Origin of the sequence: Hymenobacter baengnokdamensis (assembly GCF_008728635.1) — a bacterium.
In the GTDB taxonomy this organism is placed as follows: domain Bacteria; phylum Bacteroidota; class Bacteroidia; order Cytophagales; family Hymenobacteraceae; genus Hymenobacter; species Hymenobacter baengnokdamensis.
Window position 1 is genome coordinate 2,210,670 of sequence record NZ_CP044285.1, and the last position, 22,008, is coordinate 2,232,677.

Annotated in this window: 14 protein-coding genes; 6 read left to right on the forward strand and 8 right to left on the reverse strand. The window is 61.9% G+C overall.

The window, feature by feature from the left end; translation table 11 throughout:
• Positions 1-119 precede the first annotated feature (119 nt).
• Both F6X24_RS09465 and F6X24_RS09470 read left to right on the forward strand, forming a co-directional pair.
• Positions 120-2,972: an alpha-amylase family glycosyl hydrolase gene (locus F6X24_RS09465; RefSeq protein WP_229725477.1), complete on the forward strand. Its 2,853-nt coding sequence runs from the start codon at positions 120-122 to the stop codon at positions 2,970-2,972.
• Positions 2,973-3,157: 185 nt separating this feature from the next.
• Entirely contained in the window at positions 3,158-4,405 is a 1,248-nt protein-coding gene (locus F6X24_RS09470) for a T9SS type A sorting domain-containing protein (protein WP_151087757.1), read from the forward strand.
• A 73-nt stretch (positions 4,406-4,478) separates the two neighbouring features.
• Here F6X24_RS09470 and F6X24_RS09475 read toward each other — a convergent pair whose 3' ends face one another.
• The 5 genes from F6X24_RS09475 to F6X24_RS09495 form a co-directional block, all read right to left on the reverse strand.
• Positions 4,479-6,230 (reverse strand): glycosyl hydrolase 53 family protein, encoded by a 1,752-nt coding sequence (locus F6X24_RS09475; RefSeq protein ID WP_151087758.1) that lies wholly within the window; start codon positions 6,228-6,230, stop codon positions 4,479-4,481.
• A gap of 122 nt (positions 6,231-6,352) precedes the next feature.
• Positions 6,353-7,243: a hypothetical protein gene (locus F6X24_RS09480; protein ID WP_151087759.1), complete on the reverse strand. Its 891-nt coding sequence runs from the start codon at positions 7,241-7,243 to the stop codon at positions 6,353-6,355.
• Positions 7,189-8,937 carry a cellulase family glycosylhydrolase gene (locus F6X24_RS09485; RefSeq protein WP_151087760.1) on the reverse strand — a complete coding sequence of 583 codons (1,749 nt, stop codon included), beginning with the start codon at positions 8,935-8,937 and terminating at the stop codon, positions 7,189-7,191. The genes F6X24_RS09480 and F6X24_RS09485 overlap by 55 nt, the downstream gene beginning before the upstream one ends.
• A 139-nt stretch (positions 8,938-9,076) precedes the next feature.
• The gene (locus tag F6X24_RS09490; protein WP_151087761.1) at positions 9,077-9,928 is read right to left on the reverse strand and encodes an N-acetylglucosamine kinase; all 852 of its coding nucleotides are present in this window, start codon (positions 9,926-9,928) and stop codon (positions 9,077-9,079) included.
• Positions 9,929-10,028: 100 nt separating this feature from the next.
• Positions 10,029-11,495, reverse strand: coding sequence for a diadenylate cyclase (locus tag F6X24_RS09495; protein ID WP_191906269.1), 1,467 nt, complete (start codon positions 11,493-11,495; stop codon positions 10,029-10,031).
• Positions 11,496-11,719: 224 nt separating this feature from the next.
• On the opposite strand from F6X24_RS09495, the gene F6X24_RS09500 reads away from it, so the two are divergent.
• Positions 11,720-11,971 (forward strand): hypothetical protein, encoded by a 252-nt coding sequence (locus F6X24_RS09500; RefSeq protein ID WP_151087763.1) that lies wholly within the window; start codon positions 11,720-11,722, stop codon positions 11,969-11,971.
• Between the two features lie 82 nt (positions 11,972-12,053).
• Here the strand turns inward: F6X24_RS09500 and F6X24_RS09505 are convergent, their stop codons facing one another.
• From F6X24_RS09505 to F6X24_RS09515, 3 genes are all read right to left on the reverse strand, one after another.
• Positions 12,054-13,232 carry a BaiN/RdsA family NAD(P)/FAD-dependent oxidoreductase gene (locus tag F6X24_RS09505; RefSeq protein ID WP_151087764.1) on the reverse strand — a complete coding sequence of 393 codons (1,179 nt, stop codon included), beginning with the start codon at positions 13,230-13,232 and terminating at the stop codon, positions 12,054-12,056.
• 239 nt (positions 13,233-13,471) lie between these two features.
• Positions 13,472-15,280, reverse strand: coding sequence for a chloride channel protein (locus F6X24_RS09510; protein ID WP_151087765.1), 1,809 nt, complete (start codon positions 15,278-15,280; stop codon positions 13,472-13,474).
• 94 nt (positions 15,281-15,374) lie between these two features.
• Positions 15,375-18,368: a PD-(D/E)XK nuclease family protein gene (locus F6X24_RS09515; RefSeq protein WP_191906270.1), complete on the reverse strand. Its 2,994-nt coding sequence runs from the start codon at positions 18,366-18,368 to the stop codon at positions 15,375-15,377.
• Between the two features lie 198 nt (positions 18,369-18,566).
• Between F6X24_RS09515 and F6X24_RS09520 the strand changes: the two genes are divergently transcribed.
• The 3 genes from F6X24_RS09520 (at position 18,567) to F6X24_RS09530 (ending at position 22,006) form a co-directional block, all read left to right on the forward strand.
• Positions 18,567-18,764 carry a hypothetical protein gene (locus F6X24_RS09520; RefSeq protein ID WP_151087767.1) on the forward strand — a complete coding sequence of 66 codons (198 nt, stop codon included), beginning with the start codon at positions 18,567-18,569 and terminating at the stop codon, positions 18,762-18,764.
• Between the two features lie 212 nt (positions 18,765-18,976).
• On the forward strand, positions 18,977-19,264 hold the full coding sequence (locus F6X24_RS09525) for a hypothetical protein (RefSeq protein WP_151087768.1): 288 nt from the start codon (positions 18,977-18,979) through the stop codon (positions 19,262-19,264).
• Positions 19,265-19,384: 120 nt separating this feature from the next.
• The gene (locus F6X24_RS09530; protein ID WP_151087769.1) at positions 19,385-22,006 is read left to right on the forward strand and encodes a PIG-L family deacetylase; all 2,622 of its coding nucleotides are present in this window, start codon (positions 19,385-19,387) and stop codon (positions 22,004-22,006) included.
• The last annotated feature ends 2 nt before the right edge of the window (positions 22,007-22,008 follow it).

Here is a 22,008-nt window from a genome sequence, read left to right on the forward strand (position 1 = left end):
GGCCTATGAAATGTGCATGAAAGTGTGTGGGAACGCAAAAAAATGGTAGTATCTTAGCCAGGCACTGCCAGGCTGGCCGCCCCCGCCGCCTGGCAGTTGATACTTTCCCCACCCATTTTATGAAAAAAACTCAACTCTACGGGCGTCTGCTTTCGGCTTTGCTGCTGTTGCTGGGCTGGTCGTCGGCGGCCTGGGCGCAGGTTACGGTTTCCCCTTCCTATTTTACCGACAGCACGCCTATTACCCTCACCTTTGACGCAACCCAGGGCAGTGCCGGGCTGGCCAACTACACGGGCGACGTATATATCTGGACCGGCGTAATCACCGACAAAAGCACCAACGATACCAACTGGCGCTTCGTGGTGGGCAACAGCTACAGCACCCCGATTGCAGCCGAAAAGATGACCCCGGTGCCGGGTAGTCCTCATAAGTACACCATCAGCTTTACGCCCCGTACCTATTATCCCGGCTTCGCCTCCTCGGGCGAGGTCCTGAAAAAGCTGGCGATGGTGTTTCGCGCCGCCGGCGGTTCGCCCGAGGGCAAAGGCCCCGGCGGCGCCGATATCCTGATTGGGGCCGGCGTGCAGGTAGCCTTCACCAGCCCGGCCACCCCTAATACGCAGGTGGCGGCCGGTGCTTCCGTACTGGTGGCGGGCACCGCAACGGCGCCTTCTACGCTTACGCTCACGCTCAACGGCACGCAGGTGGCGCAGCAAACCAACGCCACCACGCTTTCGACCAACGTTATTATCAGCCAGCAGGGTATCAATACGCTGGTACTCACGGCTAATGACGGCATCACTACCGCTTCGGCTACCACCACGGTTATCGTGGCCCCGCCCGTAACCACCGCCCCGCTGCCCGCCGGGGCCAAGCCCGATGGCATCACCTATATAAATGGCGGTACTTCGGCCATCCTCAGCCTCACGGCCCCCAACAAGAACTTTGTATACGTGTTAGGTGAATTCAATAACTGGCAGGCTACGAGCACCAGTCTGATGAACAAGACTTCGACCGTGAACACCGACGCTACCACCGGCCGCTGGTGGATTCAGGTCGATGGCCTGACGCCGGGCCAGGAGTACGCCTATCAGTTTTTGGTAGATGGCCAGCTGCGCATTGCCGACCCCTACTGCGAAAAGATTCTGGACCCCGACAACGACCCCTACATCAACTCCGGCGGCTATACCGTGTACGCGGGCCTGAAGCCGTATCCTACCGGCAAAGCAACGGGTATCGTATCGGTGCTTTCGCCGGGGGAGGCGGCGTACACCTGGACTGCCACCAACTTCCAGCGGCCGGCGCGTACCAACCTGGTTATCTACGAGCTGCTGGTGCGCGACTTTGTGGCGCGCCACGACTACAAAACCCTGCGCGATACGCTCAACTACATTCAGCGCCTGGGCGCCAATGCCATTGAGCTGATGCCGGTCAATGAGTTTGACGGCAACCTGAACTGGGGCTACAGCCCCGACTTTTACTTTGCGCCCGATAAATACTACGGCACCAAAAACGACCTGAAAGCCCTGATTGACGAGTGCCACAAGCGCGGCATCGCCATTATCCTCGACATGGTGCTCAACCACTCGACCGGCAACAGCCCGATGGTGCAGCTGTATGGCAACGTGACGACCGGCCCGACCGCCGATAACCCCTGGTTTAACGTGACGGCCCCGCACCCCTTCAGCGTGTACAACGACCTGAACCACGAAAGCCCCTACACGCGCTATTTCTCGAAAAACGTGATGAAGTTCTGGCTCCAGGAATACCACATCGACGGCTACCGCTTCGATTTGAGCAAGGGCTTTACGCAATTTAACTCGGGCGGCGACGTGGCCCTGTGGGGCCATTACGACCAGTCGCGCATCAACATCTGGCAAGACTACTACAACACGATGGTGGCCACCGACCCCACGCTGTACCCCATTCTGGAGCATTTTGCCGACAACAATGAAGAGGTGGTGCTCTCCAATATGGGCCTTATGCTGTGGGGCAACATGAGCGGCAACTACCAGCAGGCCGACAAAGGCAAGTCGGGCTGGGACCTGAGCTACGGCTACTACGGCGGGCAGGGTGGCCGGGGCTGGGGCAAGCCCAACCTGGTGAGCTACATGGAAAGCCACGACGAAGAGCGCACGGTGTACACCACCACGACCGACGGTAACTCCAGCGGCAGCTACTCGACCACCGACCCCGTGACGGCCCTCAAACGCGAAGAGCTGGCCGCCGCCATCTTCTTCACGCAGCCCGGCCCCCGCATGATTTCGGAGTTTGAAGAGCTGGGCTACGATATCAGCATCAACCAGAACGGGCGCACCGGCAACAAGCCCATTCTCTGGAATTACTACCAGGACCCCAACCGCCGCCACCTCTACGATACTTACCGCGCCCTGATTGCCCTGCGGCAGCAGCCCGTTTTTGCCAGCCTCTACTCGGCCTATACGCAGAACCTCACGGGCGCTGTAAAATCTATCATCACTTCCAACGCGAACCTGGGCGTGGTGGCTTTCGGCAATTTTGATGTGGTAGCTAATTCAACCACTATTAATTTTCCGCAAACCGGCATCTGGTATAACTACCTCACCGGTGAGCAGCTGAACGTAACCAGCGCCAGCACTACGCTCAACCTGCAGCCCGGCCAGTATGCCGTATATACGAGCAAGAAAATCGGCGTGCCGGCCGGTACTACCCTGGCTACCCGGCCCCAGGAAGCCGCCGTATTTAAGCTAAGCCTGGCCCCGAACCCGGCGGCCGGCACCACTACCCTGGCCTACGAGCTGCCGGCCGCCGCTACTACCACCGTTACGGTGCAGAACCTGCTCGGCCAGACCGTGCGCCAGCTGGCTCCGACCCGTCAGGCCGCCGGTGCGCAGGCTCAGTCGCTGGCGCTGCAGGGCCTTGCCCCCGGCGTGTACCTCATTAAGCTGCAAGCTGATGGCCAGGCCCAGACGGCCCGCCTGCTGGTGCAGTAATACTTCCTGGGCAAGGGCGGCGGCCGGTTTGGCCGCCGCCCTTGCCAGCGAGGTTAAAAAATAATTTTTAAAAATAGTAACTATTCAGCAGATATTCAGTATATTACCTGCATATTTGCCCGCGTCACCCGCTGCTGCGGTTTAGCTAAATTTCTTTCACTTTACCCCACCCTTTTTTCATCACCATGAAAAAACTTTTTACTCTCGCTGCTGCCGGTTCGCTGGCTGTTGCATCGCTCAGCGCGCAGGCGCAGGTTATCACGATTAACGGTACGCTAGGCGCTACCGAAACAAGCGGTGCCGCTACTGCCGGCAAATATGTATTGCTGGGGCAATACCCGTATGCCCATAACTTTGGTCCCTGGGGACTACTGTCTATGTACGGCGCTAATACGGCTTCTAAAGTCCAGATATTCCTGGGCGGGACATTGCAGGCCAGTGCTACTAACTCCCTACAGCTCTATATGCATCTACCGTCTGGCACCGGCGTGCCTTCTGGTACAGCCCTTCCTGGTGCTACTCAAGCCACAAGCACTTCGCTGGATAAATTCACTGCTAAGCTCGACCAAGGAGCAGAGCTTGCGATAGCTTTGCACAGTCTTAATCCGACGGTAGCGACCAATCCGGCCTACCAAATCGAGGCGGCTGCCTATTACGTTATGACGCCAGCGGCGGGTACCACGCCAGCCGTTTACGCGGCTCAGGATACGGTTATTGCACCTATCACTTCTACGGGCACCGTCGTAACGGTTGGGCGTATTTCTACTAAGAGCCGGTTTGCTGGCCTCTCTGGCGCACGATTCTCGTATATGGCTCCCAGCGGCGATATTACAACCAATCCAGGCTATACTGCCCCGCAAACTACTACCGTAACTTCTTATCCGGTAGCAGGCTTTGGTCAGACAGCCGGTACTACGGGTTGGGAGATGGAGTTAGACCGCACCTCACTGGGTCTGCCTACTGGCAACCCATCGCTTAGCTTGTTCGCTGTTCAAAATAACGGCGGTGGTGACTATGCATCGGGCGACTTCCTCCCTAACGCTGTAGCTAGTGGTGCCAACTTAGGCGCTTCCGGGGCAAGCCCCGATTTTACTAATAATACCACCTTCCCCGGTACGCAATCAGCCACTTTTGCTTTAGCTACCGTAACGCTGGCTACCCGCGTTAGCGCCTCGTCGATGAACCTGGGCGTTTATCCTAACCCCGTTCGTGGTGCTTCGACCGTTACGTATGAGGTTGCCGACCGCGCTACCAACGTCAACATCGTACTTACCGACCTAATGGGCCGCACCGTGCGCACCATCGAAAACGGTCTGAAGCCAGTTGGCGCGCAGACTGCCTCAGTTGATGCCTCTTCGCTGGCCGCAGGTACTTACCTGATGCGCGTGCAGGTAGGCGACAACGTATCGACCAGCAAAGTGTCGGTGCTGTAAACTTACTTTCCGGTACTAAAAAACCCTCCCTGCTGCGGCAGGGAGGGTTTTTTAATGGGTGGCTGAGCCGTGATTAGGGGTTAACCAGGCGTTGGCTGCTGGTGTAGCCATCGGCGGTAAGCTGCACTACATATACCCCTTTTGCTATGCTTTCGAGTGGGCCGAGAGGCAGGCTGTGGGTGCCGGCAGGGGCCAGCGGCACCTCAGCCAGGGTGCGCAGCAGCTGGCCGGTGAGGCTGTAGAGGGCAACGTGCACGGCCGCTGGTCGGGCCAGCGTATAGCTCAGAGCCAGCGGCCCGGTGGCCGGGTTCGGAAACAGCTGCATCCCCAGCGGATTGGCGCCAGCCGGCGCAATGGTGGCCAGCACTGTCGCTACCATCTCCACATCGTCGAGGCTGCAATAGTTGCCGGCATTGGCCACCGAGCGCAGGCCAATCTCGCACTGGCCATTGGTGACCACAATACCGGGCACCTGTATCTGGGTCCAGGTTCCTGCCACGGGCAGCGCTACGTTTTGCTCAACGCCGCCCCCCGCCTGGGCATAAAGCTGGCAGGTAGTCTGGCCGCCGCCATTCTGCACCCAGGCCCGCAGCGTGTAGGTGCCATTGGGCACTTTAAGAACCTGCGAGGTGCGCACCTGGTAGGCCGAAGCGTTGTAGTGGGTAAGGCGAAACTGGCTACTGTGGCCGCCCGATTCGGTGTAGTTATTAGCGTCGCTGGTGGTGTTCCAGCCCAGCGGAGTCTGGATAGCTGAGTTGTGGGTAGCCGCCGTGTACTCGAAGCCGGGATTGTACACCAGCGGAGCCGGCGGCGCCGGCAGGAAGCCGTCTAGCGCAACCGTGGCGCGGTTATCACTGCCCCAGGCTCCCTTGTTGTAGCCTTGCCAGTTATACACCTCCGGCTCCCAGTATACTACGCCCAGCCCTTTGCCGCCCGCCACGGCCTGTGTTTTGGCAATGAGGTCGAGCAGCATCTGGCGGGTGGCGATGGGCACGTAGTTGTCGAGGCCGACTTCTACCACCATCACTTCCTTGCCCGGATAGCGCGTCACCAGGTCGTTCATATTGGCCTGCGCCTGCGCCGTGTAGGTATACCAGGTGGCAGCATCGGGGTATAGCGAGAGGCCCATCACGTCCCAGCGGGCCCTGTTGGCCTGCAGGCCATCAAAAAAGTAGCGGAAGGCGCCGTTGTCCTGGCCATTGGCGAAGTGCACGATGACTTTGGTGGTGGGGCTTACTGCCTTCACGGCCGCGTAGCCCTGGTCCACAAACTGCGCAAAGTTGCCGAAGCCGTTTACCGTGATGCGACCCTCGGGCCAGAGCATACCGTCGTTGGTTTCGTTGCCCACCTGCACCCACTCGGGCGTTATGCCGTTGTTTTTGAGGCTGGTAAGTACGGCCGTGGTGTGGTCGTACACGGCCTGCTTAAGCTGGGCCACGGTGTAGTTCTGCCAGGCGGCGGGCTTGGTTTGCTTGCCGGGGTCGGCAAAGTTGTCGCTATAATGAAAGTCGATGAGCAGGCGCAGCCCCAGGGCCTGGGCCCGCTTGGCTTTGGCCAGCACATCATCGGGGCCCGAGTAGCCGCCGGTAGGGTTCACCCACACCCGCAGCCGGATGGTGTTCAGCCCGTAGTCGTCGCGCAGCAGCTGAAACAGGTCTTGCTGGGCACCGGCCTTGTTATAAAACTTATAGCCCGAAGCTTCCATCTCAGTCACCCAGCTGACGTCGGCTCCCTTGGCAAAGGCCGAAGAAGTTTGGGCTGCTGCGGGGTGCCAGCAGGAAAACAAGAGTAGCACGCTGGCTACCAATCGCGTAAGGGTGCGCATAAAAATAGGAAAAAAGTGAGAGTTGGAGAGGCAGTTAGCGGAAATAAAAACGCCTGCGGAGTTAACGGGTCATCGGGCTTTCAGTACGATTAATAATATAGTAAAAATTTAATATTATTAAGCTATTGCAACGTCACTGACTCGACATCCACGCGCAGCTGCTCGGTGAGGCTGGCGGGCTGGTCCACAATCACTTGCAGCACTTCTACCTCGGCCAGCCGGAAGGCAGGACTTGCTGCCGGCGTATACGTAAGCGGCAGAAAGCCAGGATATGGCCGGGGCGTGAGCAGCAGCGGCGCGGCCCGTAGGGCACTGAGCGGCACCCGCACCTCGCCGCCGGCGGCCGGTAGCGGCACGGTAGCTTCGTAGGCCACCGCGTCGCGGGTTACGAGCGCTACGCGCAGGTGGGTAGCGGCCGGCTGGTTGCTGGAGGCTTTAATAAGCAGCTCCTTGAAATTACCCAGGTCGGCCACCCGGCCGGCCGTTTTGGAGCCCAGGTAGGCGCGTAGGGCCGAGGCGGGGCCGGCTTCCGGTGTGGGCTGGCCCGCTTTGGCGGGGTTCACGAGCAGGCGCAGGGCCAGCGCGCCGCTGGCCGTGGTGGGGTAGTCGGTCCAGTTCATCCAGCTAACGCCTTTGGCTTCCACGGCATCGCGGTCGAGGGCGGCCGTAAAGAGGGGCAGCGGCGCGGCAGCAGCCACCAGCGGCACCTGCCAGGGCGTAGCCGCCGGGTAAAAGTCCCAGTCGCGGGGCGTGCCCGGCTGGCCGCCGGGGAAAGTCAGCGCGGGCTGACCAGCGCGTTTCAGCACCACCCAGTAGCGCAACAGGCCGGGGTAGGTGAGCGTGCCGGGCACAGTGGCGGCCCAGGTATTGGCCCTGAGCGAGCGCATGGGCAGGCTGCGCGTGGGGCCAAAATAATGCTGGGCTACCAGCAATACCGTGTCTTGCGAACTAGCACCGCTCACCGTGGCCGTAATGCTGAGCGGCTGCCCGGCCGTGGCCTGGGCTGCCGGCAAGTGCCGCACCTGCGGCGGGCCGGCCGTAGCCGGGGGGCCACAAACTCGCCGAGCTGCCGGGGGCCGGCCGGCGTTTGGGCCGTCCAGGCGCGGGCGTCCTTGCCGGCTTTGGTAAGCAGGTAGGCGCCGGGCCGCACCAGCAGCTTGCCGCCGCTGGCCTGGGCCTGGGCCGTGTTGCCCTCGTTCAGGCCTTTGAGCTGAAAATCAGCGCCCAGCTCAGCCAGCGCAAGGGTCAGCGGCTGCTCGTTCCACTCAATGCGGGTTACGGCTTTGCGCAGCGAGGGCGTAGCAAACGGGTCGCTCACAGGAACGGCATCGGGCATCACCTCCAGGCGCCACACGCCGGGCGCCAGCTGGTCGAGGAAGTACGCGCCGCTGCCGCCGTACTGCACCACCGGCGACGAGCCCACGCCCGCCACGTGGCGTAGCGCGGCGGGCTTCACCGGATTATCGATTGTGTTGCTGGTATAATAAAATTCGCCCGGCGCGTTCCACTCGCTCAACTGCCGCCGGTAGCTGACGAGCGCCGCCCCGAATACCGAGTCGGCCGGGTAGCGCGACCCGGCCTGCGCGCGCGGCATCTCGTGAAATACCTTGCTGGCTATCAGCATACTCAGCGCCTTGGCCGGCGTGTAGGCCAGGTTGAGGTAGTGGGTCTGATACTCGGTGTTGGCGTAGGCAATGCCCAGCGGGTCGTAGGCAAACTGCGTGGCCCACTGAAAGCCCGCCGCCCGGAAGCTGCGCGCCATGCTGGGGTACATAATGGGCTGCAGCACATCGGCCGACTCAAACTCGTACACCATTTTGGCCCGGCGCTCGAAGCGGGCATCACCCTTGTAGGGCAGCGGGTACTGGTCTACGTAAGGCAGGAAATTGCCACGCAGCTCGTGGCCGGCCACCAGGTTTTCTGGGTACCATTGAAAGCTGAAGCCCTGCACGTTAGCATCGAGCAGCGCGTCGTGTACTTCGGGGCTTTCCGATATATTGTAAAAGATAGGTTTCGTGTAGCCCGTGGCGCGCATGGCGGCCACCATGCGGTTGGCAAAGTCCTTCACCGGGGCCAGCGGCAGGTGGTAGTGCGGCTCGTTGCACACCTCGTAGGCAATGATGTCGGGGTCCTGGCGGTAGCGCTCGCCGGTGTACTGGTTGCGGTGGTTCAGCAGCTGCCCCAGGTAGTTTTCCTGGGCCTTAATGGCGCGCGGATTGGTATACGCCACGCCTTTATCGTAAATACTCGAAAAGCCCGGCCCGGTGTTCCTGGGCTCGGGGTAGGCATTGCCCCAGTAGGCAATAGGGGTAAGAATAACCTTGATGCCCCGCGCTTTAAGCTTGGAAATCAGGTAGTCGAGCAGGCGCAGGTGGTCGTTCTGCTGCAGGTTGCCGAGCGTGTCGGTAATCTCAATATCCCACACGTGCAGCCGAAACGCATCCAGGCCCAGCCGGCTCAGGTGGTACACATCCTGGTCAATAGCCTTTTCGCGGTCGGCCCCCACCTGGCCCAGCGCCCGGTAGGAGTAGGCAAACGGCGCCGTATAATTCACGCCAAACAGCGCCACCTCGCGCTTGGTCTTTTGCCAGCGCAATATCCCGTGGGCATCCACAAACACGTCGCCCGTGGGCGGCGTACCGGGCGTTTGGGCGCGGGTGGATAAGGCCAGCAACACGCCGAGGGATAGCAAAAAGCAACGAAGCATAAGAAATAGCTAATTAACACAGAACGTCATGCTGAGCTTGCCGAAGCATCTCTGGCGTGCCGCTGGGGTGCTATCCTCAACGATTCGTGCAAGATGTTTCGGCAAGCTCAGCATGACGTTCTTTTTGGGAAAATGTTGGCTAGCCCGCGTGCTCGTGGAAGCTCACCAGGTCATCAATGGGCGAGCGGATAATCTTGCCCACCTGCATGCCGTGGCTGTTGGCCACCTGCGTGAGCGCATCGCGAAAGTTATAGCCCACCGAGCCCACGCAGTTGAACGTCAGCTCCTGATAGCCAGGGTAGTGCAGCACAATATTCTGAAAAAACGCCTCGAAGGCCTCTACCACAATCTGGCGGCAGTAGCTCACGTTGTTGTGGTCGTAGGCAAACTTGGCGAAGCTGGCCAGAAAGCGGTTGGGCAGCGGCTGGTTGTAGAGCCGGTCGATGATATCGTTGCGCGAGCCGAGGTGATATTCGACGCGCAGCGCCTCCTGCAAGCCATCGGGCAGCAGGCCGCGCAGGTAGTCGCGCAGCAGGCGCTTGCCCAGAAACGAGCCACTGCCCTCGTCGCCCAGAAAATACCCCAGCGAATCGACATTATAGGTGATTTTCTGGCCGTCGTAGATGCACGAGTTGGTACCCGTGCCCAGAATAGCCGCGAAGCCCGGCGCGTGGCCCAGCAGGGCGCGGGCGGCGGCCAGCAGGTCTTCGGTTACTTCTACCTTGCTCAGGTTCGGAAAAATCCGGCGCAGGGCGTTGGCGATTACGTCGCCTTTGGCCTGGCTCGATACGCCGGCCCCGTAAAAATAAATCTCGCGCACTTCGGTGCGGGGCAGCGTCTCGGGCAGGTTCTTGTCGAGCGAGGCCACGATGCCGGGCGTGTCGATAAAATCGGGATTATAGCCTTCCGTGTTAAAGTACACGCGCTGGCCCGTATCAGAAAGCTGGCACCAGCTGGTTTTGGTCGAGCCGCCGTCGGCAATAAGAATCATGGTATAAGGGATGAGGATGTTTTAAGCCTGCGAAAGTACAGCAGCGCTAGGCAGAAGGCTTAGCAGCTGCGTAGTATAGTGGCAAATGAGCAGCGGCCGCCTACGCCTGCGTAGCCGAGGGCAGCAGGTCAATCCACCCATCTTCGCTTACTACAATGGCCAGGCACGGATAAGGGGAGGAGCTGACGTAGCGGACGGCCGAGTTGTAGCGCGCGCCCCGGCTCGAATCGCCTTTTTCAGTGGCCTGGCCGTCGAGAATAACCCCGATGGCGTGGCATACGCCGGTGGGCTCAATGAGTACGGCCCCGTCAATGCTCGTGGCCTGGCGCAGCACCGGGGCCGTCATGGGCCGGGGCACTACCCGGAAGCACTGGCGGCGCAGGCGCTCGGCCTCGGGCTTGGCCCCGACCGTGATGCAGAGCATGGTGCCGTGGCTTTGGTTGGAGGCTTCGAGGGCCAGCTCCCAGAGGTAGGCCACCCCTTCGGGCGTAGTGTCGGGAAACACCTGCTTGATAACGCGGGCAAAGTTATCGGCCTGCACCTTGCCCTGGGGCAGGCGCGGCGTATTGCTGACTACCCGCATCAGGGTGTGGCCGGCGTGGCGCAGCTCCCAGCCGTAGTGGTTGGTAAAGTGCACGGTAGCCAGCGGCTCATACTGCGGTGAGCTTTCGTCTACCATGTGGCCCAGGCCGAATACGTGCGCCGCGTCCGACACCAGGCCCGTGGGGCCCTCCGTCAGCTCCAGCAGCTTGCGGATAGAGCGGTGGTCGCGCAGGGGCACGGGCGTTTCCAGGGTGAGCACCGGCACCAGGGCCGGGTGCTGGCGGCGGCCCAGCAGCATGGTGCCGCGGCCCTCGTCGCCCTCGTGGCGCAGGGCCGCCACCCCCAGGCAGGCATCGTAGAGGCCGTGCGCATTGCCGGGCGAGATGCGCAGCATCAGGCGCCGCCCGGCGCCGCGCAGCACTTCGTTGTAGTCGCGGTCGAGCACCGGCTGCTCGTTGTCGGCAGTGTCGGCTTCGCGCAGGGCGCGGGTGCACTCGTGCAAAAACTCCAGCACTGCCGCATGGGGCAGGGAGCAGGGCCGGTTGGGGCCGGGCTTGCCCGGCAGCGTATAGTACGAGTTATAGGTATCGGCCGCCAGCTGCACCACAACGGTCACGAGGTAGCCGTTAAGATTGAGGGGCGTGGAGCAGAAGCAGCGGCGGTTTTCGCCCCGCTTGTTTACCAGCTGCTGCAAGGTGAGGTCGGTGGCCTTGCATACCAGCTCGTACCAGTGCTGCTTTTCCAGGCGGTCGTGGTCCTGCGGGTGCAGGTGGTACACGTTGTCGCGCGGCAGCAGGTCGGCAGTTTCAAAGGAAGCGGCCAGTGATTTAATGCCGGCAAAGTCGGCAGGGGCGTACCGCAGGCTCACGGGCTCTACCACTACGCTTTGGGACGCATCTGCTTCGCGGCCCGAAGCCAGGCCCAGCAAAAAAACCTCAGGCCGCAGGTTGCGGTCGAGCAAATTAAAAATACCTTCGGCAAAAAGCTGAGCCGAAACGCGAAACAGACTTTGGTGTTCCCACATAGGTGGCAGTCGGGGGCAATGGAGCGGTGGCCGCCAGGGCCGGAAGGGCGACCTGCACGTCCGCACGCAGCACTGGCTTTCCCGGCATACGTAAACAAACGGCCAACAGTAATGTCTAAGCCATAAAGGTGGCGTATTTTTACAATACTTCATCGTATCTTCGGATTGCTGCCGGCCCCTCTGCCCCGGCCGCCGGCCCATTTTTCCACCATTCGCCCCAGCTTATGCTCTTCGTCGACATGCTCCTGGTGATGGTGGTGGCGCTGTCCTTCATTCCCATCATGACCGGCTACTGCGCTGCCTCGCGCGGCTACTCCTTCTGGCTGTGGTTTGCGCTGGGCTGGGTGCTGCCGATTATTTCATTTCTGCTGCTTTTCGCCCTCATTGCCCGCGACGAGCTGGACCCCGGCCGCCAGCTGCTGCGCGAGGCCCGCCAGATTCTCAAAGAAGCTGAGAAAAAGGAAATCAGCAGTTGATTATGAGCAGTTTCTTGTTTAAATACTAACATATATAATAACTTATATTTTTTGGTAACTGTTACTTGTCAAACAGTACCCGTTAAATGAAAGAAGCTACCCATGCGCCGGTGCTGAAGCAGCCTTGCAGCAGGTAGCCGCCGGTTGGCGCTTCCCAGTCGAGCATTTCGCCCGCTACGTAGGTGCCGGGGCGGCGGCGCAGCATCAGGTGCTCATCTACTTCGGAAAGCGGCACGCCGCCCGCCGAGGAAATAGCTTCGGCCAGCGGGCGCAGGCCCGCCACCGGAATCGGCAGGGCCGTAAGGGCAGCCAGCAGGTTATCGGGTGCGGCAGCCAGCTCGCGCAGCAGTGTAGGCACCGGCGGCCTGAGGTGAAAGGCGCTGCTCAGAAAGGCGGCCAGCGAGGTGCCGGGCCGCCGGCGGGCCAGCCGCCGGGCCAACTCTTCCGGCGTTAAATCGGGCTTTAGCTGGAGGTGCAGCGTGGCGCTGCCCGTGGCCAGGGCCGCGCGCAGGGCCGGCGTAAGCGCATACACCGGCGTACCTTCCAAGCCATAGTCGGTGAGCATTATCTCGCCGCGCACGGTATAATTGCCGCAGCTCAGGGCGATGTTTTTGAGGGGGGCGCGGCCCACTTTCTCCTTAAAAAAAGCCGACCAGGCCACCTCGGCCCCGCAGTTGGCGGGCTGCCAGGGGCGGCAGCGCACCCCGATGCCTTCGAGCAGCGGCACCCAGAGGCCGTCGGAGCCGGTCTGGGGCCAGCTCGCGCCGCCCAGCGCCAGTACGGTAGCGTCGGGGACCAGCGTAAATTCTTCGCCCGAGGCCTCGTTCAGGAGCCGCAGCCCGGTGTCGCCCGCCCAGCCCAGCCAGCGGTGGCGCACGTGCAGCGCTACCCCCAGCTCGGCCAGGCGGCGCAGCCAGGCGCGGAGCAGGTCGGCGGGCTTGTGCTGACTTTCGGGAAAAACCCGCCCGCTCGTGCCCACAAAGGTGGCAATGCCCAGGTCGGCGGCCCAGCGCCGCAGGTCGGCCGGCGAGAAGTGCGCTAGCAGCTTCTGAAAAAATGCTGCCGCCTCGCCGTAGCGGCCGGCAAAGGCCGGCGCGTCTTCGCTGTTGGTGAGGTTGAAGCCGCCGTGCCCGGCCACCAGAAACTTGCGCCCCACGGTAGCTTTTTGCTCAAATACGCGCACCCGGTGGCCGCGCTCGGCCAGGCGCTGGGCGGCCAGCAAGCCCGCCGGGCCTCCGCCGATAATCACAACTTCAGCCATTGGTAAGGCGCCTGCCTGAGCAGCCGGCCCGCAAAGGACGCACGGCCCGGCGGCTTCTGCTTTAACGGGCGTTATAAACGCAGCCAGGCACCTGAAGCGTTTTTCAGGTTGGTGTACCGGAATCGTATAGAGCGGGCTGCCGGCCAAAAGCCGGCAGCCCGCCCCGCGCATCAAGCTGGAAACTGCCCGGGCTTCCCTTGTTTCGACGGTTATGTGAAGCCTGTACTACCAGCTTATTCTCACGCTTGTCCTTCCTCAATCAGCTCGCGGCGGTAACGGGCCAAAATGGTTGTTTTTACGATGAATCCCAAATAGTTGCCTTCCTCATCGCAGACGGGTAGGGCGGTGCTTTCAGTACGTTCCAGCAAGTCGAGGCAGTGTTCTACGGTGTCGGTGGGGTGGATGATAGCCGCCGGGCTGCGCATCAGCTCGCTGAGCTTGGTAGTTTGGTAGTGCGCCCCATCGAAAAGCGTGTCGCGCACCATATCGAGGCTGATAATGCCACGCAGCTTGCCGTTTTGGCCTACCACCGGAAACACGTTGCGGTGCGCGTGCCGAAACACATCAACCAGCTCGCCGAGCGTGGCGCTGGGGCGCAGGGCCAGAAAATCGGTGTCGAGCAGACGGTGCAGGTCGAGGCGCGAAAGCAGGTCGTGGTCGCGGTTGGCATACACATCCACGCCCTTAAGGGTAAGCTTGCGGGTGTACACCGAGTAAGGCTCGAAGTGCTTGGTAATGAGGTAAGAAAAGCTGGTAACCAGCATCAGGGGCACAAACAGCGCGTAGCCGCCCGTGATTTCAGCAATCAAAAAGATGGCCGTGAGGGGCGCGTGCACTACGCCCGCCAGCACGCCGGCCATGCCCAGCACCACAAAATGCACCTCCGGAATAGCCACCAGGCCGGTCATGTTAACGAGCCGGGCAAACAAAAAGCCGCACAGCGCCCCGGCCACCAGCGACGAGCCAAACATGCCGCCGTTGCCGCCCGCGCCCACCGTTACGCTCGTGGCCACTACTTTCATCATCATCGAGAAAAACACGAGCAGGATGAGCAGCCACACGTTATTGTCGCCATACACCGAAAACAGGCTCCCGTCGGTGATGGCCTGGGCATGGCCGGATAATAGTAATTCTACTATATTGTAGCCTTCGCCGTAGAGTGGCGGAAACAGGAAAATGAGCAGCCCCAGCGTAGCCCCGCCGGCCAGTACCTTCTGCCAGCGCAGGCCGGGCCAGCGCTCCCAGAAGTGGTCGAACCAGTGGTACATGCGAATCATGTACACGGCCAGCAGCGCCGTGAGCGGCCCCAGCACCACGTAAAAGGGCACTGTATTCAGCACCCACGAGTGGGTAATAAGCGCAAACGGCTGGCCCGCGTACAAGGCTTTCGAAACCACCGTGGCGGTAGCCGAAGAAATAAGCAGCGGAATAAAATACTGCGCCGGCAGCTCCAGCAGGATGGTTTCGACCGCAAACAGCACGCCTGCGATGGGCGCGTTAAAGATGGCCGCGATGCCCGCCGCCGCCCCGCAGCCCGTGAGCAGCCGCCGCCGCCGCCGGCCGGCCCGCAGCACCCGCGCCGCGTTGGAGCCAATGGCCGCGCCCGTTACCGAAATGGGGGCCTCCGTACCCGCCGAGCCGCCAAACGATACCGTAAGAAACGCCGTGATGAGCTGCGAGTAGAGCTTGGAGCGCGGCACAATGGCGTTTTCGCGGGCCGTATTATAAATGATGGGGCCAATGCCTCGCCCCAGGTTGCCGTGCAATAAATATCTGGTTACCAACACGGTAAGCGAGATGCCGACAATCGGGTAAAGCGAGAGGGCAAATACCCGGTTGGGCTCCGTAACGGCCGTTGCGAGCCGGGCCTGCTGCCAGTGAATAGCCAGCTTAAGCCCTACCGCGGCCAGCCCCGCCAGCACGCCCACCAGCACGGCCAGGTACACCACGTACACCCGCTCGCTCACATGCCGCAGCCGCCACAGCAGCAGCGGGTTGAGCAGCCGGTAAATACGGCTTTTGTGAGTGCCAGCGTGGGGGGTAACCATTAGAGTAAGACGCAGGGCCTTGGCTAAGTGTTGTAAGTAAAGCACTTTTTTGCGAAAGCGCTTTACCTGGGTTGGGCCTTGCTCCGCAAAAACCTTACCGGGCGCAGATGCCCCGGTACGGGCAATATTCACATTTTGCCAGGTCGTCGGTCTTGCGAATGGGCTCAGCGGGGTCCAGCATGCGCCGGGCCAGGCGGGCAATCAGCCCGGCGCTGGCTTTCAAAAAGTCGGGCTCGCCGGTGGCTTCGGTAATAAAGTCGAGCGGCGCGCTGAGCAGCCCCTCGTCGATTTTGCGCAGCGACATAATTGCGGCCTCCGAGCCGGGCGGGGCGGGGTTCAGCGCATCGCTTTCGAGCATGAAGCGGTAAAGCCAGAGCTGCCGCACCTTATCGGCCCCCGACGAGCTGTCGGTGAGCAGGCGCTCCACGGTATCGGCGGCGCTCAGGGGCTTTTGGGTGCCGCGCAGGTTTAGCTCGCGGCGCTCCACGAGGCCGGTTTTGTAGTCGACCACCCGGCGGCGGCCGTCGGGCAGCGCGTCGATGCGGTCGGCCCGGCCAAATATGCGCACGGCCAGCGGTGCCTCCTCGCCCGGAATATCGGCAAAAACGGTGGCCGCCATGGGCGTTTCCTGGGCGGCAATGCGCAGCGGCAGCACGCCCGGCTGCCCCGGCAGGCTTTCCAGGTACTTGCGGATAAGCCGCACCGCCACCTGGCCCAGCACGTGGTTGAGGCCGTCTTCGGGGCGGGCCTGGCGGTCGGCACCCTCCTGGCGCAGCTGGCGGCGCACCTCGGCGGGCACTTTTGCCAGAATAGCGGGCAGGTCGGCGGCGGTGAGGTCGCGTTTTTCTACCTCAAAGGGCTTAAGCAGCTGCTCCAGCGCATCGTGCACCACCGTGCCAAAGCCATCGGCCCCCAGGGCTTCTTCCACTTCCTCGTTTTCCTGAAAGCGCGCCAGGCGCGAGAAGTAGAACTTAAGGGAGCAGGCCAGGTATTCGTTGAGGGCCGAAGGCGAGAGGCCGCGCTCCAGCACCCCGCGCAGGCCGGCCAGCATGGGCACGTCTTTCTCCAAGACCAGGTCATTCAGCAATGCGCCCTCAGCAGCCTCCCCGGCCGGTACCTCCACCGTGCGGTCTTCGACTACCAATGCCGGGTTTTGGGCCGCCAGGTCGAACTCCAGCTGCCGCAAAAACCGGCTGCGCTCGCCGGTTTTGACACCCTCCGCGCCCGGCAGCACGTGCACCAAATCGACGCGGCCGGCGCGTTGCAGCAGCCGCCAGAAATTGTAGGCCGCCGTGGCCTCCGCGTCGGCGTAGGTGGGCAGCTTGTACTCGGCCAGCACGTCGTAGGGGAAAAGCGACTGCTGACGCTTGGGCGCGGGTAGCGAGTTCTCGTTGCAGCTCAGAATGATAACGTGGTCAAAATCAAGAGCCCGGGTTTCGAGCAGACCCATAATCTGCACCTGGGCCAGCGGCTCGCCGGCAAAGGGCAGCCGCGTGCGCCGCATCTGGTCATACAAAAAGCGCCGGAACGAGCGCACGCTCAGCCGCTGCTCGCGGCAATCGAAGGCCGAGTCGAGTTGCCGCACCAAGGTGTAAAACAGGTACAGGTACTCAGCCTCAATAGCCCCGTGCGCCTGCTCATACACCTGCCTGAGCAGCTCGATGAGCGTGTAGCAGGCCCCGATGATGCCATCGCAGTTGTCCCAGGTTTTGAACAGCGCCCCGATGAGCGGGTGGCCCTGGCCCAGCTTCAGCAGCTCGGTGGCGGGCAGCAGCACCAGGTGCCGGCGCACAATCTCGCTGCAAATGCGGTCGAGCAGCCTGTGGTACTGCGGCTGGTCGGTCTGGGCATCCTGCCACGCCTGAAAGCGCCGCAAAAACGGGTGTGCCAGCAGCTTGGTCACGGCCAGGTGGTGGTACTTGGGCACGCCGTAGTCGGGCCCCGGCTCGCCTTCCCGAATGCCCGTCAGGTGCACCTCAAAGAGCAAATCGACCAGGTTGAACAGCGCCGTACTCTGGAAGCTCAGGCCCATCGTCACGTTGAAGTCGGGCACCAGCGCCTGCGGCGGCAGGCCGTGCAGCACGGGCAGCAGCAGGGTTTCGTCGGGCAGCACCACGGCCACGCTGGCATTGGGGCTCAGCCGGCGGGCTTCGGCCAGCAGCTGGCCGGCCAGCTTGCCCTGCATGCTGGCATTGGCCACGCCCAGCAGCCGCACGTGGTGAGGCCGGCCACGCAGATGCTCCTGATAAGTGAAGGTATCGCGGGGCAAATCCCACTGCCGCCAGTAGCGGCGTAGCGCCTGCCCGGCGCGGTTGGGCGAGTCGTCTTCCAGGTAAAACGGGTCGCCGTCGAAGTAGATAGCGGCCCGCTTCACCTTGCGCAGCAGGCTGATAAAGGTCTCCTCGGCCTTGCTGAGCCCGCCCAGGCCCACGAAAACGTGCTGGGGCGGCAGCGGCTTTTTTACATCGGCCAGCTCGGCGCGCAGGCGCTGCACGGCCCGCCGGTAGGCCAGGCCGGGGTAGGCCAGGTGCTGGGGCTTGAGCCGCGCCTTAAACCGCAGATATACTTTGTGCAGCTGCCCCCAAAAGCCAAAGTAACGGTCGAGCCCGGTGGTTTTCAGCCCGGGGTCGAGCTGCCAGCGCTCCAGGGCCTTGGCCTCGGCCAGGTACTCAAAAATCGACTTGGTGTCGGCCAGGTGCTGGTCGAGGGTCGAGAAATCCTGCAGCAGCAGGCCGCCCCAGCCCACAAACTGGTCGAACTGCAAGTCGGGGTCGATGTTTTTGAATATATCAAAAAGCAGGAGCTGTAAGGCAATGGGCTCTTCTATCTGCACGCCGGCGCGCTCCACCATGTAGTCTTCCATGGCCGCGATGCGCGGGGCCCACAGCGCCTGGCCGTCGGGCGTGGCCAGGGCCAGCTCATTCTTCAGGTACACTACCGCCCGGCGGGTGGGCACTACCACTACGAGGTCGGCCAGGGCATCGACGTCGTAGCTGGCCAGCAGCTCGTGGGCGATATCGGCCAGAAATGTGCGGGTGGAAGCCGGCGGAGGCGGGGCCGGCACAACTAAAGTAGGAGAGGGCAGCATACTACCCAAAGATAAGGCCGGCGTTTGGCGTGCTACCCGGCTCAGGCTGGTAATTAGCGCCATTCGGAAAGCAAAGCCGGCTATTCGCATCCCCCAATCGTTTGCAGCAGATAATCTGTCAGATATTTGAACCAACCCACTTGCTACTCGCCTTGTGGGGGCCGTCTACTCGCTTCTTCCGCTTCTTTTTATCCCGCTATGACTACTATTACCAACTATTCGGCCGCTACCGAGTGGCCGCCGACCGACCGGGGCTGCGCGGGCTGCTGGGCCGCCGGCTACTGCGCGGCGTTTGCTCCCACCAGCCTCATCACGCCTCCGGCCTGCCCCCTGTCGGCCCAGGCTGGCAGCGACTCAGGCTTACCACGGCGCGGTGCGTCGAAACAACTATACTAAGGTCGGATTCCGCTGCCCGTGGGCCAGTTCGGCCAAAACCGAGCGGGAAGAGGTGGGGTAGCCCTGGCTGTAAGGGGCCTTATAAAAAAAACGCGCTGGAGCTATTTGCTGGGTAAAGAATAGCGGGTACATTTGGCTGGCTAGCTGCTTTCGAGACAGGTAGTCCGGCACGGATTTCGTGTCTTTGCTCATCTTTTTCTGCCCGCATTTTTATGGCAAACCCCACCCCCGTTCATAGCATCACCACGCACGAAGTTGAAGACTTCACTACCTGGAAAAAAGCTTTCGATGCTGCCGCGCCGATTCGTGCGCGCCACGGCCTCCAGGTGCATGGCGTGTATACCGCTCCCGACAATGCCAACCTGGTAACTATTCACGGCGAGGCGCCCAGCCTGGAGGCCATCCGGGGGCATTTTGCCGACCCCGAGTTTCACGCGGCCATGAAGGGGGCGGGCGTAAAATCTGCCCCCGATACCAAAATGCTGCACAAGCACGCGTAAGCACTGCCCACGGCTACTGCCAAAAAGGCGGCTCCTGCGGGGCCGCCTTTTTGCTGACCGGCGCTACCGCCCACTACCCCGCTGCCCGGTAACTTCACGGCCCGAACCGGTTTGCACGCTATGCCTTTTTTCTTCCGCGCTACTGCCCGCCTTTGCCTGGCGCTGCTCCTCACGTCCTGTTTCCTGCTTTCTGCGAAAGCCCAGGCCCCCAAAACCTATTCTTCGTCTGAGATTCTGCTGGGCCTCAAAAAGCTCAACGTGGTGGGCTCGGTGATGTACATCGCCGCCCACCCCGACGACGAGAACACCCGCCTGCTGGCCTACCTGGCCAACGGCCGCCAGCTCGAAACCAGCTACCTCAGCTGCACCCGCGGCGACGGCGGCCAGAACCTCATCGGTCCCGAGCTGCGCGAGCAGCTCGGCGTTATCCGCACCCAGGAGCTGCTGGCGGCGCGCCGCATCGACGGGGCGCACCAGTATTTCACCCGCGCCAACGACTTCGGCTTCAGCAAGACCTCCGAGGAAACCCTGCGCATCTGGGACCACGAGCAGGTGCTCTCCGACATGGTATGGGTTATCCGCCAGCGGCGGCCCGACGTGCTCATCACCCGCTTCCCGCCCGATGCCCGCGCCGGCCACGGCCACCACCAGGCCAGCGCCATCCTGGCCGCCGAAGCCTTCGACGCCGCCGGCGACCCCAAGCGCTTCCCCGAGCAGCTCAAATACGTGCAGGTGTGGCAGCCCAAGCGCCTGTACTGGAACACCGGCAGCTTCTTCGTGAAGCCCGGCGAAAACATGGATGCCTACCTCACCCTCGATGCCGGCGGCTACAACCCGCTGCTGGGCCAGAGCTACGGCGAAATCGCGGCCCATTCGCGCTCGCAGCACCGCAGCCAGGGCTTCGGCGCGGCCGCCCAGCGTGGCGAGGCCATCGAGTACTTCCAGTTCGTGAAAGGCACGCCTGCCAAAACCGATTTATTCGAAGGCATCGACCAGACCTGGAACCGCGTGCCAGGCGGTGCGGCCGTGGGGAAAATGGTGGATGAGGTGATTCGGAAATATGATGCGGGTAATCCGAGTGCTAGTGTGGCGGGATTAGTGAGCGTCAGAAAAAATCTATTAGATGCCACTGTTAAAGCTGTTGGTTACTCTGATAACTACGATGGAAGAGTTTGGGAAGAAATGAAAAGTCAAGAAATTGACAAGTTGATTCAAGCCTGCTTGGGGTTGCACATTGAGGCTACTGCGCCCGCTGCTGCTATCGCGACCGGGCAAACGGCTGCTGTTACAGTTGAAGCCGTGAACCAAGGTAATGCGCTCGTTACCGTGCGCCAGGTATGGGCCGAGGGCTTTAGCCGCGATACGCTCGTGAATAAAGAATTACGAATGGGCCAGGTGCTACGGGTCGCTTTGCGCCTGCCAATCAGTAAGCAGGTACCGCCTTCGCAGCCTTATTGGCTGCGTGAGCCCGGTACCATTGGTATGTACACGGTACCCACCGAACTACCATTTGCGCAGGCTGACCTAGCGGTGCGCAAGAAATCAAAGCAAGAAAATTGGTTAACGATTGACCGGCAGCACCTGATTGGTCAGCCCGAAAATCCGGTTTCTCCGAATGTGACGCTTGAAGTTGTGTTACAGGGGGCATCTACTTATATCACCGTTCCCGTCCAATACAAGCACACCGACCCGGTCCTCGGCGAGCTCTACCAGCCCCTAGCCGTGGTGCCGCCGGTGATGGTCAATATCCCCGCCGCCCGCGCCTACGTCTTTGCCGACCAGCAGCCCAAGCAAGTGCCCGTGACGCTGCGCGCCGGCCAGGCCGGCGTAGCCGGGTCGCTGGTCTTGCAGGTGCCCAGCGGCTGGCAGGCCGAGCCCGCCACGGTAGCATTTGACTTAAAGAACAAGGACGACCAGCAAACGGTCAATTTCCAGCTACGCCCGCTGGCCGGCGCGGCTGAGGGCAAGAGCGAGCTGCGCGCCGTGGCTACCGTAGGCACCGAGAAATACAGCCGGGGTATTCAAACAATTGAGTACCCGCACATTCCGACCCAGACGCTCTTCCCCGAAGCCACGGCGCCGCTCGTAAAGCTGAACGTGGCGCGCGGCCACACCAAAAACATCGGCTACCTCATGGGTGCCGGCGACGAGGTGCCCGAGGCCCTGCGCCAGCTCGGCTACTCCGTGGCCCTGCTCGACCCTGCCACCGACCTCACCGCCGAGCGCCTCGCCCGCTACGATGCCGTGGTGCTCGGCGTGCGCGCCTACAACGTGCTCGACCGCCTCAAAACCCAGCAGCCCGAGTTACTCAAATACGTCGAAAACGGCGGCACTATGCTGGTGCAATACGTGGTGAACCGCGGCACCGTGCTGCCCCAGATTGGCCCGTATCCGCTCACTCTCTCCGCCGACCGCGTGACGGTGGAGAACACGCCCGTTACGTTTCTGAACCCCGGCGCGCCGGTGCTGAACGCGCCCAACAAGCTCACCAAGGCCGACTTTGAGCAAGGCTGGGTGCAGGAGCAGGGCCTCTACTACCCGTCGGCCTGGGATGCGCACTACCAGCCCGTTATCGCCAGCCACGACCCCGGCGAGACGGACAAGCAGAGCGCCATCCTGGTGGCGACTTATGGCAAGGGCCGCTACATCTACACCGGCCTGTCGCTGTTTCGGGAGCTGCCGGCCGGCGTGCCGGGCGCCTTCCGGGTGCTGGCCAATCTGGTCGAGTCGGGCGGGAAGTAACA

Excerpts from the sequence above, each read along its gene's own strand:
- F6X24_RS09465 (WP_229725477.1), top strand. The coding sequence starts at position 120 with ATGAAAAAAACTCAACTCTACGGGCGTCTGCTTTCGGCTTTGCTGCTG.
- F6X24_RS09470 (WP_151087757.1), top strand. The coding sequence starts at position 3,158 with ATGAAAAAACTTTTTACTCTCGCTGCTGCCGGTTCGCTGGCTGTTGCA.
- F6X24_RS09475 (WP_151087758.1), bottom strand. The coding sequence starts at position 6,230 with ATGCGCACCCTTACGCGATTGGTAGCCAGCGTGCTACTCTTGTTTTCC.
- F6X24_RS09485 (WP_151087760.1), bottom strand. The coding sequence starts at position 8,937 with ATGCTTCGTTGCTTTTTGCTATCCCTCGGCGTGTTGCTGGCCTTATCC.
- F6X24_RS09490 (WP_151087761.1), bottom strand. The coding sequence starts at position 9,928 with ATGATTCTTATTGCCGACGGCGGCTCGACCAAAACCAGCTGGTGCCAG.
- F6X24_RS09495 (WP_191906269.1), bottom strand. The coding sequence starts at position 11,495 with ATGTGGGAACACCAAAGTCTGTTTCGCGTTTCGGCTCAGCTTTTTGCC.
- F6X24_RS09500 (WP_151087763.1), top strand. The coding sequence starts at position 11,720 with ATGCTCTTCGTCGACATGCTCCTGGTGATGGTGGTGGCGCTGTCCTTC.
- F6X24_RS09505 (WP_151087764.1), bottom strand. The coding sequence starts at position 13,232 with ATGGCTGAAGTTGTGATTATCGGCGGAGGCCCGGCGGGCTTGCTGGCC.
- F6X24_RS09510 (WP_151087765.1), bottom strand. The coding sequence starts at position 15,280 with ATGGTTACCCCCCACGCTGGCACTCACAAAAGCCGTATTTACCGGCTG.
- F6X24_RS09515 (WP_191906270.1), bottom strand. The coding sequence starts at position 18,368 with ATGCTGCCCTCTCCTACTTTAGTTGTGCCGGCCCCGCCTCCGCCGGCT.
- F6X24_RS09520 (WP_151087767.1), top strand. The coding sequence starts at position 18,567 with ATGACTACTATTACCAACTATTCGGCCGCTACCGAGTGGCCGCCGACC.
- F6X24_RS09525 (WP_151087768.1), top strand. The coding sequence starts at position 18,977 with ATGGCAAACCCCACCCCCGTTCATAGCATCACCACGCACGAAGTTGAA.
- F6X24_RS09530 (WP_151087769.1), top strand. The coding sequence starts at position 19,385 with ATGCCTTTTTTCTTCCGCGCTACTGCCCGCCTTTGCCTGGCGCTGCTC.